General features: G+C 49.3%; 13 protein-coding genes and 2 riboswitches. All 13 genes read left to right on the forward strand.

The genetic code is table 11. The annotated features are described in order from the left end of the window. Window positions 1–71 precede the first annotated feature (71 nt). A complete protein-coding gene (locus BBI11_RS04520) occupies window positions 72–1,772 on the forward strand; it encodes a PucR family transcriptional regulator (RefSeq protein WP_068461051.1) in 1,701 nt (566 codons plus the stop codon). Between the two features lie 179 nt (window positions 1,773–1,951). Next, a complete protein-coding gene (locus BBI11_RS04525; RefSeq protein ID WP_068461053.1) occupies window positions 1,952–3,148 on the forward strand; it encodes a M24 family metallopeptidase in 1,197 nt (398 codons plus the stop codon). 60 nt (window positions 3,149–3,208) lie between these two features. Further along, window positions 3,209–4,408 carry a cystathionine gamma-synthase family protein gene (locus BBI11_RS04530; RefSeq protein WP_068461055.1) on the forward strand — a complete coding sequence of 400 codons (1,200 nt, stop codon included), beginning with the start codon at window positions 3,209–3,211 and terminating at the stop codon, window positions 4,406–4,408. Window positions 4,409–4,426: 18 nt separating this feature from the next. Next, window positions 4,427–5,656, forward strand: coding sequence for a M20 metallopeptidase family protein (locus tag BBI11_RS04535; RefSeq protein WP_068461057.1), 1,230 nt, complete (start codon window positions 4,427–4,429; stop codon window positions 5,654–5,656). Next, window positions 5,646–6,698 (forward strand): homoserine dehydrogenase, encoded by a 1,053-nt coding sequence (locus BBI11_RS04540; RefSeq protein WP_068461061.1) that lies wholly within the window; start codon window positions 5,646–5,648, stop codon window positions 6,696–6,698. The genes BBI11_RS04535 and BBI11_RS04540 overlap by 11 nt, the downstream gene beginning before the upstream one ends. A 15-nt stretch (window positions 6,699–6,713) precedes the next feature. After that, window positions 6,714–8,150 carry an aldehyde dehydrogenase family protein gene (locus tag BBI11_RS04545; RefSeq protein WP_068461062.1) on the forward strand — a complete coding sequence of 479 codons (1,437 nt, stop codon included), beginning with the start codon at window positions 6,714–6,716 and terminating at the stop codon, window positions 8,148–8,150. Window positions 8,151–8,493: 343 nt separating this feature from the next. Beyond that, complete coding sequence (ilvD, locus tag BBI11_RS04550; RefSeq protein ID WP_068461063.1) at window positions 8,494–10,179, forward strand: dihydroxy-acid dehydratase; 1,686 nt, start codon at window positions 8,494–8,496, stop codon at window positions 10,177–10,179. Between the two features lie 476 nt (window positions 10,180–10,655). Continuing rightward, window positions 10,656–12,125, forward strand: a complete 1,470-nt coding sequence (locus tag BBI11_RS04555) for a nicotinate phosphoribosyltransferase (RefSeq protein WP_068461064.1) — start codon at window positions 10,656–10,658, stop codon at window positions 12,123–12,125. An 11-nt stretch (window positions 12,126–12,136) separates the two neighbouring features. Next, a complete protein-coding gene (gene nadE / locus BBI11_RS04560; protein WP_068461065.1) occupies window positions 12,137–12,970 on the forward strand; it encodes an ammonia-dependent NAD(+) synthetase in 834 nt (277 codons plus the stop codon). A 185-nt stretch (window positions 12,971–13,155) separates the two neighbouring features. Next, window positions 13,156–14,106 (forward strand): AAA family ATPase, encoded by a 951-nt coding sequence (locus BBI11_RS04565; RefSeq protein WP_068461067.1) that lies wholly within the window; start codon window positions 13,156–13,158, stop codon window positions 14,104–14,106. A 35-nt stretch (window positions 14,107–14,141) separates the two neighbouring features. Beyond that, a complete protein-coding gene (locus tag BBI11_RS04570; RefSeq protein WP_237150319.1) occupies window positions 14,142–15,317 on the forward strand; it encodes a DUF58 domain-containing protein in 1,176 nt (391 codons plus the stop codon). Beyond that, window positions 15,314–17,497: a transglutaminase TgpA family protein gene (locus tag BBI11_RS04575; RefSeq protein ID WP_068461071.1), complete on the forward strand. Its 2,184-nt coding sequence runs from the start codon at window positions 15,314–15,316 to the stop codon at window positions 17,495–17,497. Before BBI11_RS04570 ends, BBI11_RS04575 begins: the two co-directional genes overlap by 4 nt. Before the next feature lie 31 nt (window positions 17,498–17,528). Then, a riboswitch (purine riboswitch) is annotated at window positions 17,529–17,630 on the forward strand. 125 nt (window positions 17,631–17,755) lie between these two features. After that, entirely contained in the window at window positions 17,756–19,294 is a 1,539-nt protein-coding gene (gene guaA, locus BBI11_RS04580; RefSeq protein WP_068465606.1) for a glutamine-hydrolyzing GMP synthase, read from the forward strand. Window positions 19,295–19,407: 113 nt separating this feature from the next. Next, a riboswitch (purine riboswitch) is annotated at window positions 19,408–19,509 on the forward strand. The last annotated feature ends 93 nt before the right edge of the window (window positions 19,510–19,602 follow it).

Consider the following 19,602-nt stretch of genomic DNA (forward strand, 5'->3'; position numbering starts at 1 on the left):
TGACATCACCTTTTTTGAAGCGCTTGTTTTTGCTATACTGGCAGAAACCAACTAGGCGCGGAGGGGATTATATGCAATTGACCGTGCAAGATGTTTTGGATTATGAATTGCTGGAGGGGGCAGTCGTCCGGACCGCCAAAGAGCGAGCAAATGCGCAGCCTGTACACTGGGTATCTGTCATGGAAATGCCGGTAGAGAACTTCGTGCGCCGTAATGAACTGGTATTGACGACTGCGATGGGATGCAATAATGATTTGGAGATTTTCCGGGGATTTGTCCAGGACATTATCGATTCAGGTGCTGCTGTATTGATGATTGCGATGGGACGGCATGTCTATGAGATTCCAAAAGAAATTGCGCAATTGGCGGAAGAAAATGAATTCCTGCTCGTTGAACTGCCATGGGAGCTGCGCTTTTCCACGGTTATTGAAGAAGTGATGATTGATTTGAACGACCTGCATCGACAAGAGCGGCAACGCTCTGAGCAAGTTCAGCAGGATTTGTTGAAACTGATCTTAGCAGATGCGGAATTGGAAAAAATCGCTGCCTATATTCGCCGTGAGCTCGACAGTGCGTTACTCATCACGGATGCCCACGGGACAGTGCAAGCTGCAGCCGGTTTTTCGCGTGCCAAGCTGGAACAATGGGAGCAACAGGTCGCCAAAGGAATTTTCCCGATTCATCAAACAGCCCTAAAGGAGACTCGCGATCCGATGATCCAGAAATTCAGCAGTGGTGAGTTAGGCGGCCGAAAACTTATCCAAGTTCCGGTGTTGCAAGTATCGGAGGAAGCCCAGGGCTATCTATTCGTTGAACTGCCGGAGACTGCCGATGGTCGGCTTGATGTCTTTTCGGTGCATGTGCTCGAGCATGCCGCAACGACGATTTCCTTATGGCGCTCTAGGCAAAATGCAGTCGAAGAAACCAAAGCGGCGTTGCGTATGGATTTTGTCAGAGAGCTTGCCAATGGGGAATTTGCGAGCAAAGAGCAGGCGGCATCTCGGGCGCGGGCGCTTGGCTATGACCTGGAGCTTCCCTATATCAGCCTGGCCGGAAGCCCGGAGAATTTCCGTCACTTGTTCGACCGTAAAAAACCTGGAACCAGTTCATATACCGAGTGGTCGAAAAGCATGGTTGCTTATCTCGAAGAAGAAGTCCATTACGCGGCACATGCCATGAAACGCGCAGTGATGACCGGATATGCAGACGGTTACTTAATCATCTTCTTGGAAAAGCCGCCTGAAAGCGGGCAGGAAAACCAAATTAACTTCCTGGATTTGATCGAACGGCGGCTCGGAAATTTATTGCCTGAAGTGGTCTTGTCCTGGGGCATCGGTGATCATGCAGAAGGATTTGATGGCTTTAGTGACAGTTTCCGGCATGCCAAAACAGCGTTAGACATCGGGCGTAAGAAAAAAGGGCCCGGGCACCGGATGGATTACCGTGACACCCGGGCAGACCGGCTGCTGCTGCAATTGGCCAAAACGGAAGGGATGTTAGACATCATCCAATCGACAATCCAGCCGCTCGCAGGTTACGACCAGCAGCGGCAAATGGACTTGATCGGCACTTTTTCAGCATATAATCATTATCAGGGAAATGTCAGTCAAACGGCACGCGCGTTGAACCTGCATCGCCAATCGCTGCTTTACCGTTTGCGGAAAATAGAGTCATTGACCGGCTTATCGCTAATTGATCCGGATGATTTGTTTCTATTGGAATTATGTGTCCGGACCTATCGCATGGGTGCTGCGGAATACGACGATATTTGAACGAAAGCCTTCTTCTCAAGAAGGCTTTTTTGTATGGGGGAAAATTGACTAAAGGGCAGTGTGCATTTTCATACACTATGACAGATGCCTTAAAATCCACACAGGCGGTATAGTAAAAACAAGAATAAGAAATTGATTATTCCGACTTTTCATTCGTGAATACAAGGAGGGGATTCCCCATGTCGTTCGGAACTGCAGAATATCAGGGGCGTATCAGAAAAACAAAGCAGCAAATGGCGGAAAAAGGCATTGAAGTGCTGCTCATCACGGACCCTGCCAATATGAATTATTTATCCGGCTATGACGCCTGGTCGTTTTATGTCCACCAAATGCTCATTGTCATCGAAGACGAAGACCAGCCTTTGTGGGTCGGGCGGATTATGGACGCAAATGGCGCCAAGATCACTACTTGGCTGTACCACGACAACATCATCCCGTATCCAGAAATCTACGTGCAATCACAAACGCATCACCCAATGGATTTCGTCGCGGAAATCTTGACGCAGATTGGGCAGGACCGGCGTTCGATCGGTGTAGAAATGGAGAATTATTATTTCACGGCCAAATGCTACGAACGCTTGCAAAAAGGCTTGCCGAATGCCCGCTTCCAGGATGCCTCATTGCTTGTCAATTGGGTGCGCATCGTGAAGTCGGATACTGAGATTGCCTATATGAAACGCGCCGCGCGTTTTTCCGAAAAAGCGATGGCGGCCGGCATTGAAATGATTGCAGAAGGCGTCAGGGAATGCGACGTTGCGGCAAGGATCCTCGAAGTGCAGGTGAAAGGCACGAAAGAGCACGGTGGGGACTATCCGGCAATCATGCCGCTTTTGCCGACAGGGGAACGCACCGCCGCGCCTCATTTGACCTGGACCGATAAACGCTATGAACAAGGTGAATCGGTCACGCTGGAGATTGCCGGCTGCTATAAACGCTATCATTCGCCGCTCGCGCGCACCGTGTTTATCGGGACGCCGGACGCCGAACTGCAGCATCTTGCGGAAGTGACGACAGAAGGCATCAACGAATGCATTGCTATGATCAAGCCGGGCATCTATTTGGAAGAAGTGTGTGCGACATGGACCAAAACGATCGCCCGCTACGGATTTGAAAAAGAAGCGCGCATCGGTTATCCCGTCGGCTTGAATTACCCGCCGGATTGGGGCGAGCATACCGCGAGCATCCGCAAGGGCGACCGCACGATACTCGAACCGAACATGGCGTTCCATATGATCCCGGCGATGTGGTTTGACGATTCGGGCTTTGAAGTGAGTGAAACCTTCCGTGTGACAGAAACTGGCTGTGAAACGCTGGCGAATATGCCAAGGGGCTTGTTCACGAAAGGCCATTTAATTGGCTATCAGGGCGGCGCTTGAATAATTGAAAGTGAAAAACTATTTTGCCGAAAAGGCATTCAAAAATTGAGGAGTGAGTTCATGACAAACAAAAAAATCCATCCATCCACATTAGCAGTCTGGGGCGGCGAAAAAGAGTATTTGGCACACGGAGCGTCGCAAGTTCCGGTCGTCTTGAGCGTCGCCTATACGTATGACGATATGGACGAATGGTACGACGTCGCGATCGGTAAGAAAAAAGGGCATATCTACGGCCGCAACACGAACCCGACCGTCCAGGCATTCGAAGACAAAGTAAAATTGCTCGAAGGCGCTGAGGCGGCGACCAGCTTCTCGACCGGCATGGCAGCCATCAGCAATACGCTCGCAACCTTCCTCGTGCCAGGCGACCGCATCGTCTCAATCAAAGATACGTACGGCGGCACGAACAAAATCTTCACGGAGTTTCTGCCGCGTCAGCAAATCGATGTCGCGCTCGTCGACACGGGCGACCATGAAGCGATTGAAGCGGAACTCAAAAAAGGCTGCAAGATCCTTTACTTGGAAACACCAACCAACCCGACTGTCAAAATCACGGACATTGCGCGTATGGCAAAAGCGGGGCATGAAGCGGGAGCGTTGGTCATTATCGACAATACATTCGGCACCCCGATCAACCAAAATCCGCTTGAAGACGGCGTCGATTTGGTGTTGCACAGTGCGACGAAATTCCTCGGGGGACACGCAGATGCACTAGGCGGCGTGTTGGTCGGATCCCACGAACTGGTCGAACAGGTTTACCATTACCGTGAAATCAACGGCGCGACGATGGACCCGATGGCCGCTTATTTATTGCTGCGCGGCATGAAGACTTTGCATTTGCGCATCCGCGAGCAAAGCAAAAACGCGATGGCGCTCGCCAAGTACCTGCAGACCAAAGACATTGTCGAAGATGTCTTCTATCCAGGGCTCGAGACGCATCCGAACCACGATATCGCTAAGCGCCAAATGAAAGGTTTCGGCGGCATGCTGAGCTTTTCAGTCAAAGGCGGTGTCGACACGGTCCGCGACTTGCTGCCGAAGCTCCAATACGCAAACCGAGCTGCAAATTTAGGTGCCGTCGAGACGACAGTCGGTCCGGCACGCACGACAAGCCACGTGGAATGTACGCCGGAAGAACGCGCCGCGATGGGCATTCCGGAAGGCTTGATCCGGGTATCTTGCGGCATTGAAGAAATCGAGGACATCATTAACGATTTCGAGCAAGCGTTCCAGCATGTCGAAACGGTGATGAACGTCTAAGGAAAGCCGGGTGTAAACATGGGGAATAAAGACGAACTCCTGACACAAGCGGAAAAAATGAGCGGCAAGCTCAGCGAATGGCGAAGAATGCTGCACCAATATCCGGAACTGAGCTTCCAGGAATTCCAGACAGCCGATTTTATCGCATCTATTTTGGCGACTATCGATGGCATCACCGTCGAACGGGGGATCGGCGTGCAGACGAGCGTCATCGCAACGCTCGGAAAAGGCGAGGGCCCGGTAATAGCATTGCGTGCGGATATCGATGCTTTGCCGATCACCGAAGCGAATACATGCGATTACCGGTCGAAAACCCCTGAAGTTATGCATGCCTGTGGACACGATGCGCATGCCACCATCCTGCTCGGCGCCGCTTCGCTTCTCGCAGACTACTTCCGGGACAAGCCATTGGGCGGAACGGTCAAGTTCATTTTCCAGCCGGCAGAAGAGATGATTGACGACGAATCCATGTCAGGCTCACCGTATCTGTTGCAAGCGGGCGCTTACGACGAAGCGGAGCTGGCGATTGCGCTTCACATGTGCCCATGGCTACCAGTCGGTTCAGTTCAAATGCATGACGGCATCAGCATGGCGAACGTCGATGTCTTTCACGGGACGATCCAGGGAACCGGCGGGCATGGTGCGTATCCGGAACTCGGCAGCGACCCGACTTGGATGCTCGGCCTCATTTTGCAGGCGCTGCATGGCATCGTGCCGCGGAAAGTATCCGCACTCGAACCCGCGGTCATCAGTGTCGGGCAAATCCATGCAGGAACTGCCAGCAATATCATCCCGCACGAAGTTCAAGTGGAAGGCACTGTGCGAAGCTATTCAGCCAGCACGCGTGATCTGCTCGAAATGGAAATCCGCGATGCATTCGCACTCGCGAAACATCTGGGCGGCGATTATTCCTTCCATTACCAGCGGGGAGAGCCTCCGTTAATCAATGATCGGCATGTGAATGAACAGATCACAAAAGCTATCCAAAAAACGGATCCCTCTGTCAGATTCATTCATCAAGCGTTCGGCATGGGAGGCGAAGACTTCGCTTATGTCACGCAGCAGCTGCCGGGGGCGATGTTTTTCCTCGGCTGTTCGCTGAATGACGGAATCGAGCGGGATTTGCATACGCCGCATTTCGACATCGATGAACGCAGTTTGCCGCTCGGCGCTGCTATTTTAGCAAATGCGGCAATTGGCTTTTTTAAAGGCAAAGACGGAGAAGGAGAGGAACAGCATGGCACATAAACTGGCATTTATCGGATTCGGCGTAGTCGGGCAAGGACTCGCGGAGATTCTGCATGATAAGCGAGAAAGCCTGAAAAACGAAGAAGGCTTCGAAGCGAAAGTCGTAGCGATCTCGGATTTCAGAAAAGGCTCTTTGTATCATCCACAAGGACTTGACCTCGAGGCGGTACTGGAGACTGTACAAACAACGGGGAGTTTGGGCGGCTACCCGAAAACGGAGGGCTTAATCACTGGCTGGGACAGCTTGCAAACCATCACGCAATCGAACGCTGATACAATAGTTGAAGTTTCCTATACGGACGTCAAGACCGGCCAACCGGCAATCGACCATTGCCGCGCAGCATTCGAAAGCGGTAAAAATGTGGTCATGACCAATAAAGGGCCGGTTGCGCTCGCTTACCAGGAATTATCGGCTTTAGCGCACAAGCACCAAGTATCTTGGGGCTTTGAAGGCACGGTCATGAGCGGTACCCCGGCGCTGCGGATGCCGAAACTGGCACTCGCCGGAAACGACATTACTGAAATTCGCGGCATTTTGAACGGCACGACCAATTTCATGCTTATGCGGATGGATGAAGGGGAGAGCTATGAAGCCGCGCTTAGAGAAGCCCAGGCGCTCGGCTATGCAGAAGCGGACCCGACGAGTGATGTAGAAGGCTTGGATGCCCGTTATAAAATCGTTATTCTCGCTCAACATGTCATGGGCATGCCATTATCGGTCGAAGATGTCGAGTGCACAGGCATTTCACAAATGACGCCAGAACTCATCGAGCAAGCACGTGCGGAAGGAAAACGTTGGAAACTAATTGCCACGGCAAAAAAAGACAATGGGATGGTTACAGCGAAAGTTGCAGCTGAAAAAGTGCCGCTGGATGACCCGCTTGCTGCTGTTTCGGGAGCGCTTAATGCCATCACCTACGAAACTGATCTGCTGGGCCCGGTCACCTTGAGTGGCGCAGGAGCGGGCAAAACAGAAACCGGATTTTCTTTGCTTATCGACTTATTGACCATCGCAAAGGCGAGAGAAACGGTGCGTTCATGAAAGGAGGCAGGTTAGATGGCGACACATGTTGAAGGCCAGAAAATGTTTTTGGCAGGTGAATGGGTAGAAGGCAAACAATGGATCGATGTGACCGACCCACAAGATGGGACGCTCATCGATCGTGTGCCTGCCGCTACGAAAGAAGACATGGAAGCGTGCATCGAAGCGGCAAAGTCGGGCGCTAAAACGGCAGCCCGCATGCCGGTCGTCGAACGCATGCATATTATTGGGAAAGCGGCGGAGTATATCGAGACGAATTCCGAACAATACGCGCGCATCATTGCGAAAGAAAGCAGCAAGACAATCCGTGAAGCACGTAAAGAAGTAGGACGGGCGGTGGAGACCTTGCGCTTGAGCGCAGAAGAGGCGAGACGCATCACCGGAGAGACGATCCCGTTTGATCAGTCGCCTGGTGGAATCGGCAAAGTCGGCTATTACCGGCGCTTTCCGCTCGGCATCATCGGGGCGATCACGCCGTTTAACGATCCGTTGAACTTAGTGGCGCATAAAGTCGGCCCGGCGATTGCATCGGGCAATGCCATCATCGTCAAACCGGCAACTGTCACACCGCTCAGTGCGCTTTTGATGGCACAAGCTTTTGCGCACGCAGGCTTGCCGGAAAAAATTCTGTCAGTCATTACCGGAAGAGGCGGGGAAATCGGCGATGTCCTGGTCGAGCATCCCGCGGTCCGGATGATCAGCTTTACCGGAGGCGTCGAAACCGGGCTTGCGATCACCAAAAAAGCCGGCCTGAAAAAAGTGGGCATGGAACTTGGATCGAATTCGCCTGTTATCGTCTTGCAAGATGCCGATTTGGACGACGCGGTAGCGTCTTGTGTATCGGGTGCATTTTGGGCAGCTGGGCAAAATTGCCTCGGCGTCCAGCGAGTTTACATCGAAGAGAATGTCTACGACACGTTTAAAACCCAATTTATCGAGCAAACTGAACGTTATATTGTCGGTGACAAGCAATCTGAAATAACGGACATGGGCCCATTGATTACGGAAAAAGAAGCAAAACGGGTCGAGGCACTGGTCGAGGAAGCCCTCGCAAAAGGCGCGACGCTTAAAACCGGTGGGGAACGGGACGGTGCTTTTTATTCACCGACTGTGCTCACGGATGTTCCTGAAGATTGTGCGCTCGCAACAGAAGAAATCTTCGGACCGGTCGTCTTGCTATATCGAGTGGCTGGTTTGGATGAAGCGATTGAACAGGCAAATGCTGTCGATTACGGACTGCAGGCAGGAATTTTCACGAAAAACTTGGACCATGCCCACCGTGCGATCGAAGAACTCGAAGTGGGCGGCGTCATGATCAACGACAGCAGTGACTTCCGAATCGATGCCATGCCGTTCGGCGGCGTTAAGCAATCCGGACTCGGCAGAGAAGGCGTCAAATTCGCCATCCAGGAGATGACCGATACGAAAGTGATTTGCTTTAAATTGGGATAGTTTCAGCACGAAGCGCATAGCAAGCGAGCTATGTGCTTTTTTAATGTTATAGCGCACTATGTAAAAATGGAGAAGAGACGGGGTGACGAATGGGAGAAATGCTTTTATACCATATGAAAACGGATACACAAATGTAATTGTGACAAATTGTAAAATATTATTATTAATTATCGATTTATTCGTTGAATTCTGAAAAATGTACTCTATAATAGAGAGAAACTCAAATCAGCCGGATCCTCAATTCCGGATGGCTAGCTAGGTGATTCCTCTGGGGCCGGTGAATTTAATGAGTGCTCCGTGAATCCGCGAAGCAGATACATAGAACAGAAAGGGTAGGATACTAATGAAGAAGGATTTGCGCATCAAGAGTAAAGTTTTTAGCGAAGGGCCGATGAAAGCCCCGAACCGTGCGATGCTGCGTGCGGTTGGCGTGACGGACGAAGGCTTCGAGCAGCCGATGGTCGGCATCGCAAGCACATGGAGCGAAGTCACACCGTGTAATATACATATCGATGAACTGGCGAGAGCCGCTAAAAAAGGTGCGCGACAAGCCGGTGCTGTTCCGTTTATCTTCAATACGATTACCGTTTCTGATGGCATTTCCATGGGGACAGAAGGCATGAAGTATTCGCTATCGAGCCGAGATGTTATCGCTGACTCCATTGAAACCGTTGTCGGTGCAGAAAGCTTGGACGGGCTCGTTGCAATCGGCGGCTGCGATAAAAATATCCCGGGTTGTTTGATTGCCATCGCCAATTCCGAAGTGCCGGCAGTATTTGTCTACGGGGGAACCATCGCAGCAGGTCGCTATAATAGCCAGGATATCGATATCGTGTCTGTGTTCGAAGGTGTTGGCCAGCACAATAATGGCACCATCGACGACTCGGCATTGCGCAAAATCGAATGTAGCGCTTGTCCCGGCGCAGGTTCGTGCGGCGGGATGTACACAGCGAACACGATGGCTTCAGCTGCTGAAGCGATGGGCATGAGTTTGCCGGGAAGCTCCTCGAATCCGGCCGTGTCTGAATACAAAGAAGCGGACTGTGAAGCGGCAGGTGCTGCAGTGCATAATCTTCTGGAGCTTGGCATCTATCCGAAAGACATCATGACAAAAGAAGCGTTCGAAAATGCCATCACGGTCGTCATGGCGCTTGGCGGTTCGACAAATGCGATTCTTCACTTGCTGGCAATCGCTCACGCGGCGGAAGTGGATTTGACGATCGACGACTTCAACCGCTTGCAAAAAACAGTGCCGCATATTGCGGACCTGAAACCAAGCGGCAAGTACGTCATGCAAGACCTTCACCGAGTAGGCGGCGTTCAAGCGGTTATGAAGATGTTGTTGGAAGCGGGTTATTTGCACGGCGATTGCATGACAGTCACCGGAAAAACCGTCGCCGAGAATTTGCAGCAAGCGCCGAGCCTGGAAGAAGGGCAAGACGTCATCATGCCATTCGACAATCCGAAGCGCAAAGACGGCCCGTTGATCGTCTTAAAAGGCAATCTGTCCCCAACAGGCGCCGTTGCTAAAGTGTCTGGTGTAAAAGTCAATCGCCACACGGGCCCAGCACGCGTCTTTGACAATGAAAAAGAAGCAACGGCCGCGGTCATGGCAAACAAAATCAACGACGGCGATGTCTTGGTCATTCGTTATGTCGGTCCCAAAGGCGGTCCGGGCATGCCGGAGATGCTGTCGATTTCAGCAATCCTCGTCGGAAAAGGCATGGGCGAATCTGTTGCATTGCTCACCGATGGGCGTTTCTCTGGCGGCACGCACGGCCTAGTCGTTGGGCATATTTCACCGGAAGCACAATCCGGCGGGCCGATCGCTTTGCTTCAAGAAGGCGACATGGTAACGATCGATTCCGATCTCCAAGAAATCTCTATGGATGTTTCTGAAGAAGAGCTTGAACAGCGCAGAAGCGAATGGATCGCGCCACCGCTCCACCGCAAAGGCGTTCTTGGCAAATATGCACATAATGTCTCTTGTTCTTCTAAAGGAGCCGTGACAGATTATTTAAATCGTTAACAAAAAGCAGCGTCCACTCCGGAATGAAACCGGTGCGGCGCTGCTTTTATTTCGTGCGGAAATTGGAAAAGGGCTACCCTCAAGTGAGGGTAGCCCTTTGTTTATTAGGTAACAATCATGCGTTTTGACTTAAATATTAACCCGTAATGAACGGGGAATCATTTCCATTGAAAGTGTTTGCTTTCAGTGCCGCGGTAATAGTTCCACTGGGTGCTTTAAACTTAAGCAACGTAAACCCTGCCTTCTTTTACGTCCTTGCGATCCTTTAATCGCGCCAGTGTGAATAAGTATCTTCAAAAACATTGCGTAGAATGCCAGTCATCAAAATTTATATGTTACCTCGTAGTTAACTCCGAATACTATCTCATATTTTTGGGTATATGTCAATGATAGGGCTTACGTGCGAAGACAAGAGCTTATAAAATAAGGAATTTGATGTATAATAAGAGTCATTACTGTGGAAGAAGGGGATTTTTGTGGAAACGCGTTATGCAGATGATAGCTTGGCATTACATACCGATTTATACCAAATCAATATGGCGGAAACTTATTGGGCGGATGGAATGCACGAACGGAAAGCGGTGTTTGAATTATTTTTCCGGAAATTGCCATTCGGTAATGGTTATGCCACATTTGCGGGGCTTGAGCGGGTACTAGATTATTTAAAAAACTTCCATTTTTCGGAAAGTGACATTGCTTATTTGCGCGATGAGCTCGGGTATCGAGAAGATTTCTTGGATTATTTGAAACAAGTCCGTTTTACGGGAGATGTCTATTCAGTCGTTGAAGGCGAGCTTGTTTTCCAGAATGAACCGCTGATTCGCGTCGAAGCGCCTCTATTAGAAGCGCAATTGGTTGAGACGGCGCTGCTCAATATCGTTAACTATCAAACTTTGATCGCCACTAAAGCAAGCCGCATCAAGCAAGTTGTCGGCACGGAACGCGTCATGGAATTTGGCACGCGACGGGCGCAGGAAATGGATGCGGCAATCTGGGGCACGCGGGCTGCGTATATCGGTGGGTTAGAAGCGACAAGCAATACCCGTGCCGCCAAATTGTTCGGCATTCCAGCAGCAGGCACTCATGCCCACTCAATGATTCAGGCATATAAAGACGAATACGAAGCGTTCCATGCCTATGCGAAGCGTCATCGTGAATGCGTCTTTTTGGTCGATACGTACGATACTTTGAAGTCGGGCTTGCCGATTGCCATCCAAGTGGCGAAAGAACTTGGCGACAAGATCAATTTCCGCGGCATTCGCCTGGACAGCGGCGATATCGCTTTTTTGTCCAAAGAAGCCCGTAAAATGCTGGATGATGCTGGATTTCCGGATACCGAAGTGGTCGTATCGAATGATTTGGACGAGTACACGATCCTCAATTTGAAAGCGCAAGGCGCACGAGTCGATGCATGGGGCATTGGGACAAAACTCATTACTGCCTACGACCAGCCTGCACTCGGGGCTGTCTACAAATTGGTTTCGATCGAAAACAGTGTCGGCGAAATGGAAGACACCATCAAAATTTCTGGCAATGCAGAAAAAGTGACGACCCCTGGATTGAAAAACGTTTACCGGATTATAGATAGGGAAAATGGGAAATCAGAAGGTGATTATATCACCCTACACGATGAAGACCCAGCTTCTGAAGAACGGCTGAAAATGTTCCATCCCGTCCATACCTTTGTCTCGAAGTTCATCACCAATTTTGATGCTGTCAACATCCATCAACAAGTGATCAAGTCAGGGGAAGTGATCTATACGAACCCATCGCTTCAGGAAATCCAACAATATGCGGTAGGGACGCTCGATTTACTATGGGACGAATACAAACGATCGCTCAACCCGGAAGAATACCCAGTTGATTTGAGTGAGAAATGCTGGAATAACAAAATGCGCAACATCCAGGAAGTGCGGGAATCAGTACAGGAATTCATGAACAAATAAGGAGGATCTACATGTCGATACTACAACAGCAGATCATTGACGAATTGAAAGTACAGCCTTCAATCAATCCGCAGGAAGAAATCAAACGGACGGTCAATTTCCTGAAAGAATATTTAGAGCATCATTCTTTTCTGAAGGGATTTGTACTCGGCATTTCCGGCGGCCAGGATTCGACGCTTGCCGGCAAGCTCGCACAGATGGCCGTTGACGAACTGAATGAGGAAGCTGGCGAGCAAGTATACAGTTTTTACGGTGTGCGTTTGCCATACGGTGTCCAAGGCGATGAACACGATGCACAGGATGCGATCCGATTCATTGAGCCGACTAAAGTGTATACCATCAACATCAAAGAAGCTGTCGATGGAAGCGACCGTGCGCTAGAAGCGGAAGGCATCAAACTGACAGATTTTGCTAAAGGAAACGAAAAAGCGCGCGAACGCATGAAAGCACAATATTCGGTGGCTGCCATGCATAATGCGGTCGTGCTCGGCACCGATCACGCGGCTGAGGCGATTACCGGTTTTTACACAAAATACGGCGACGGCGCAGCAGATGTACTGCCTTTGTTCCGGTTGAATAAGCGGCAGGGTCGTGAACTGCTGAAGGCGCTTGGTTCGCCCGAGCATTTGTATACTAAGGCCCCAACAGCTGATTTAGAGGAAGATAAACCAGCCATTCCAGATGAAGTCGCGCTCGGCATCACCTATGAGCAAATCGACGATTACCTCGAAGGCAAGGAAATTGCTGAAGACGCGCGCGAAAAATTAGAAGGTTATTATTTGAAAACCCAGCATAAACGCAATTTGCCGGTGACGATTTTTGACGATTTCTGGAAAAACAATTAAATAAGATCAATCAACGGGAAAAGCGGGTGCTTTTCCCGTTTTTCTATGTAAACACGTCGTTCAAAAAGCCCCGTCCACTAAGCGTGCCACGATGGCTCAGTTGAGTTATCACCTGAAATCCGCTATGATGGCAATAAGATTGTGATAATTCAAAACCTTTTTTTACTTATATAGGAGGAACCGATATGAAAGCGACAGAACGATTAGGAAAAGTCATAGATAATATCGAAAAAGTGATTATCGGAAAACGCGAAATCGCTGAGTTGAGTTTGGTCGCTTTATTATCGCACGGCCATGTTTTGCTGGAAGATGTGCCGGGCGTCGGCAAAACAATGCTGGTGCGTGCGCTGGCAAAATCAGTCGGAGCGGATTTTAAACGTATCCAGTTCACTCCGGATTTGCTGCCTTCAGATGTGGTAGGTGTTTCCATATACAGTCCAAAAGATATGCAATTCCATTTTCGTCCGGGCCCGATTATGGGCAATATCGTCTTAGCGGATGAAATCAACCGGACATCTCCAAAGACCCAGTCAGCATTATTGGAAGCAATGGAAGAAGCTTCAGTGACAACGGATGGCGTAACGATGCAGATTCCCAAGCCGTTCTTCGTGATGGCGACGCAGAATCCGATTGAATACGAAGGGACTTATCCATTACCAGAAGCGCAATTGGATCGTTTCTTACTGAGGGTGAAAATGGGCTATCCGACACGCGAAGAAGAAATTGAGGTATTGACACGTTCTCAGTCCATTCCGCCGATTGAAGAACTGGAATCGGTGCTGACCTTAGAGGAATTGCTGGAGCTGCAGGATGAGGTGCGGACGATTCGCGTCGACGATACCATTCGCGCTTATATTGTCGAGTTGGCCACTCAAACCCGTCGCGACCCTTATGTTTATCTCGGGGTCAGCCCGCGTGGCTCGATTGCCTTGATGAAAGCGGCTCAAGCTTATGCCATGCTCAAAGGGCGTAATTATGTCACGCCGGATGACATTCAATATTTGGCAAAACCTGTTTTTGGCCACCGCATCATGTTGCGCTCGGAAGCCCGTTATGACGGTATTACCGCAGAAGAACTGACAGAGCGCATCATAGCCAAGACGCGTGTTCCTGTGCAAAGGCTTGTAAATCAATGAAGCGGGTTAAACAAATTTTAGGCTCTTCGGGCAGGATGATATTTGTGCTCATCCTGCTTTTTTTGACTTTTGCATTTGCCATGTTCCAAGGCGGATTTGTTAGTTGGTTTATCTTTTACATATCTGTGCCTTTTATTGTCTATTCGATTTTGTTGTCATTTTATCCATTGCGGAATTTGCGCGCAGAACGCGTAGTGCATACGCCGCGCGTCCAAAGCGGTCATCGCTTTTCGGCCACGGTCACTGTGAGCCGTACTTTGCCATTTCCGCTGCTGTATACAGTCCTCGAAGAGCAAGCGCAATCTGCGCGTTTTAAGGTTCGCATGGCAGAATCCGGTCAGCGGCTGCTGATTCCAGGGTTCCGCCATCAGTTTTCCTGGAATTACGAAATCGGGGAAATGCCAAGAGGTGAGCACATTTTAGAGGGCGTAGTGGTGGAGACGGCCGATTTTTTTGGATGGGTAAAAAAGCGGCAAGTATTGCCGGCCACACAATCTATACTGGTTTACCCGAATACGGTTGAAATGAAATATCGGCCGATCGGCTCTAGCTTTGACCAAGGCTCGATCGCAGCACCTTACACTTTGGTGAAAGATACAACGATGGCGAGCGGGATCCGTGATTACCAGCCGGGAGACAGGGTTTCGTGGATTCACTGGAAATCGTTTGCGCGGACGCAGACGATGCGCACGAAAGAATTCGAAGACCGTCAATCGCAGGATTTGTTCTTGCTCGATGACCGTTCTCCGTCTCCGGTTTTCGAAAGGCAAGTTGAATTGATTGCCTCGATCCTTACTTCCGTGGTGGCATCCCATGCCAGTGTCGCTTATTTATCGCCCGGCACACCGCGTGCTTTTTTTCCATTGATTCAAAGCGATGAACAATTGCAACGCGCGCTCTATCATTTGGCAAAAGTTCAGGATGATTTAGACCGCCCGATCGAGGCGCTCGTCGGACAGGACTTAAAGCAAGTTCATGTATCAAGCCTAGTTTATGTCACGGGTTCGCTGTCTCGCGGCATAGTTGACGAGATTCGGCGGAATGCGACGAGCTTAAGTCAATGTCTCTGTTTCGTTGTGACAGAAAAAGGGCAATCGCTCACTCCTGAGGACGAACAAAATCATCAATATGCCAGATCAAAAGGGTTTCGTGTCAAAGTAATCGAGCCTGGAAATTTCGCTTCGGCGTTCATGGAGGCGAATCGCTCATGACTTCGATCAGAAAAAACAAAGTATTTATGGGGTTATTGTACATATTGGTTTTTTTGCTGCTGTCGGAATGGCTACGCCCAGTTATCGAATTAACTGAAACTGGCCATCACAGACTGTTTTTAGCTTTTGTAGCTATAGGTCTCATAATGGCGTTTTTCGATATCCCGTGGTGGGTCACCGCTCCGGTGAAAGTGATTTATATTTTATGGTTTATCGTCTATGTATATACCGGAAATCTGTTTTTTACGGCGGAAAGCCTAGCTTTTGTTATGGAACAGGCCAGTATCAGTTTATCGGCCCTGTTCAGTCAGGATTGGCAAGCAACAACTGATGCGTTCCGCACAGTCCTGTTTTTTGCACTATTGTGGATGGCTATTTACCTGATCCACTATTGGGTTAGTTTCCGCCTGAGTATTTTCCTATTCTATCTATTGACGGTTGTGTTTATCGCGGTATTGGATACATTTAGCCCTTATTCAGGGGATGCAGCTATCGTTCGTATTATGGTAATTGGCCTGCTATTGGCCGGGTTATTGCACTTGGCCAGGTGGATGGAGCATCACGCGGCAACTGCGAAGACCGATAAACTATTGGTCTTTTCAATTCCGTTATTGATGTTATTGGTCGCTTCAACGGCCTTTGCCTTTTACTTGCCAAAGGCCGAACCAATTTGGCCGGACCCTGTTCCATATATCACTTCCTATTCGGGGCAGGGCGGTGTCGGGCAAGGCGGCGTTGGTCGCATCGGCTATGGCGTCGATGATTCACAGCTCGGTGGCTCTTTTGTTTCCGATGATACGACTGTTTTCAGGGCAGAAGTCGAAGAAGGCCAATATTGGAAAGTTGAAGTGAAAGATGTTTACACAACAAAAGGCTGGGAGTTTTCGGACGAAGATGCACAAGAGCAGCTTTACCAAAACGGTGATGAAGTAGAGACGGATTTCCCGCCGCAAGGAGAAGACCGTACTTCAGCTCTTGTCGATATGCAATTGCCATTTCCATTTGTTCTCTATCCTTATGGTACCGCCTCTTTCTTAATGGAAGAGACATTGGATTATCGCTACGATCCCGTTCAACAACGCTTCGACACTTTACAGGAAAATACAGCGTTTGAACCCGATGTCTATGAAGTGTTTTACAGCGAACCTTCTTTCAGTTTGACCGCATTGCGTGAAACCGATGTTGAACAACTTGACGGCTTGCCAACGGAATATGATCGCTACCTGCAACTACCTGATGAATTGCCTGACCGGGTTGGGGAACTGGCACAAGAAATCGCTGCCGGTTCCGATACGGTCTATGCTCAGGCGCAAGCGGTGGAACGCTATTTTGGCACCAATGGTTTTGAATATAGCCAAAGTGACATTGCCATTCCTGAGGGAGACGAAGATTATGTCGACCAATTCCTCTTTGAGACGCAGCGGGGGTATTGTGATAATTTCTCTACATCGATGGTCGTTATGTTGCGTTCTTTGGATATTCCTGCGCGTTGGGTAAAAGGCTTCAATGAAGGAGAAGTCATTGATACAGTGGATGGCTACGACGTCTATGAAGTTACGAACAATAACGCACATTCTTGGGTGGAAGCCTATATGCCAGGAGTAGGCTGGATGATGTTCGAACCAACCATCGGCTTTACTGGCTCGTCTTCCGTTGATTTCGATTTGGAAATCGATGCTTCAGATCCGGAAGAAGAAATGCCGGACCGCCCGGAACCGGAACCCGAAACTCAGCCTGATCAGACGGATAGCAACGCTGCCACGAATGCTGGGCCTACAACAGGTGAGCGATTCCTGGCATTTGTAGCCGAACAGGCTGGAAAGCTAATCGCAGCAACTATCGCATTGCTTTTGTTGGCTCTCCTATTATTCTCGATCCGCAAAAAATGGATGCCCAAAGTATTAATTCCGTATTACCGCCGAAAACAAGCAGATGCAGAAACTTTTGAAAAAGCCTATTTGCGGCTGTTGAAGCAATTGGAACTATATGGGATTAAACGTGCGCCAGGCCAAACGCTGCGTTCTTATGCTGAATACGTCGATTCGTTTTTTGGCACGAAAGAAATGACAGCATTAACGGCAGCGTATGAGAAATCCATTTACGGCGGTGACCCTCATTCAGTCGATTGGCCGAAGCTGAAGGAAAGTTGGGAAAATTTAATCAATCGGACAAGCGGTTGATTTTAAAAACACTAGCCTGTACAATTGAGAAAATTATAGAATACAGTGCCCTCATATATGTCCGATGATACGGTTCGGATGTCTCTACCAAGTCACCGGAAATGACTTGACTATGAAGGCGGATGACGCATGCTTATTTGCCTGTGCATTCGCCTTTTTAACGTAGAGGACAAGAACGCGAGGAGTGATTTTTCGCGTTCTTTTTTATATTGTGGCCTGAATCGAACAGAAGAGGTGAAGGATTTGCCAGTCAGCCCTATGTTGAAAGAACAGAAAAAAATCGTCGTCTTGGATTTCGGCAGCCAGTATAACCAATTGATCACGCGCCGCATCCGGGAAATCGGAGTGTACAGCGAACTCCATCCGCATACAATCACTGCGACCGAAATCAAAGAAATGAACGCGACAGGAATCATCTTCTCCGGTGGACCAAACTCCGTTTATGATGAAAATGCATTTTCTATCGACCCTGAAATTTTCGAAATGGGATTGCCAATCCTTGGCATTTGCTACGGCATGCAATTGATGGCGCTTCGTATGGAAGGCAAGGTCGAGAAAGCTTCTAATCGTGAATACGGAAAAGCTGAACTGACTTTGACAAAAGAAAGTTCCATTTTCAAAGATGTACCTGAAGAACAAATCGTCTGGATGAGCCACGGTGACCTCGTGACAGCAGCACCTCCTGGATTTGATGTCATTGCGACAAGCCCAGGATGCCCGGTTGCGGCAATGGCCAACGAAGAACGCAAACTTTACGGAGTTCAGTACCATCCGGAAGTCCGCCACTCTGTTTACGGCAATGAAATGCTGCGCCAGTTTGTCTTCGATGTCTGCGGCATGAAAGACGAGTGGTCAATGGAAAACTACATTGAATTAGAAATTGCCAAAATTCGCGATCAAGTGGGCGACAAAAAAGTCCTTTGCGCACTCAGTGGCGGCGTAGACTCTTCAGTTGTAGCTGTGTTGATCCATAAAGCAATCGGTGATCAATTGACGTGCATGTTTGTAGACCACGGCTTGCTCCGTAAAGGGGAAGCGGAAAGTGTCATGAAAACCTTCGCGGATGGGTTCCATATGAACGTCATCAAAATTGATGCCCGCGAACGCTTCATGAAGAAACTTGAAGGCGTCAGCGATCCTGAACAAAAACGCAAAATCATCGGCAACGAATTCATCTATGTATTCGATGATGAAGCAGAGAAACTAAAAGGCATGGATTTCCTTGCCCAAGGCACTCTCTATACCGATATTATCGAAAGCGGCACAACGACTGCCCAAACGATCAAATCCCACCACAATGTGGGCGGATTGCCTGAAGACATGCAATTCGAATTGATTGAACCGCTTAACACTTTGTTCAAAGACGAAGTGCGTGCACTCGGCACGGAGCTTGGCATGCCGGATGAAATCGTTTGGCGCCAGCCATTCCCAGGCCCAGGCCTCGGAATTCGAATCATGGGAGCGGTCACGAAAGAAAAGCTTGAAATCGTCCGCGAATCGGATTGGATTTTGCGTGACGAAATCAAGAAAGCCGGCCTTGACCGTGATGTTTGGCAATACTTCACGGTGCTGCCGGACATCCGCAGCGTCGGCGTTATGGGCGATGCCCGCACATATGACTACGCAATCGGCATCCGTGCAGTTACATCAATCGACGGCATGACATCTGACTGGGCAAGAATCCCATGGGATGTGCTCGAGAAAATCAGTGTCCGCCTCGTTAACGAAGTAGATCACATCAACCGCGTATTATACGATATTACGAGTAAGCCACCTGCAACTATCGAGTGGGAATAGAGTAAACGGCTGCAAATTGCAGCCGTTTTCCTTTTTTACGAACTTTTAGTCAAAAAAAGTGATAATTGTTCGTGTTTCGTCTTGTTTTCTCATACCTATCGTGGTATTCTATAAATGAAATTAAATAAGCTTGTCGTATAAATTCAGGAATATGGCCTGAGAGTCTCTACCGGTTCACCGTAAATGATCCGACTACGATTTTTTGTCCGCCTTATAAAATAGGCGGACTCTCTGTTTTCAGACGGAGATAATCGGACGCATACGGCAAATCGCTGTATGCGTTTTTTTCGTAGACTTATACAAAAGCA

The sequence above is a fragment of the Planococcus maritimus genome, assembly GCF_001687625.2.
GTDB lineage: Bacteria > Bacillota > Bacilli > Bacillales_A > Planococcaceae > Planococcus > Planococcus maritimus.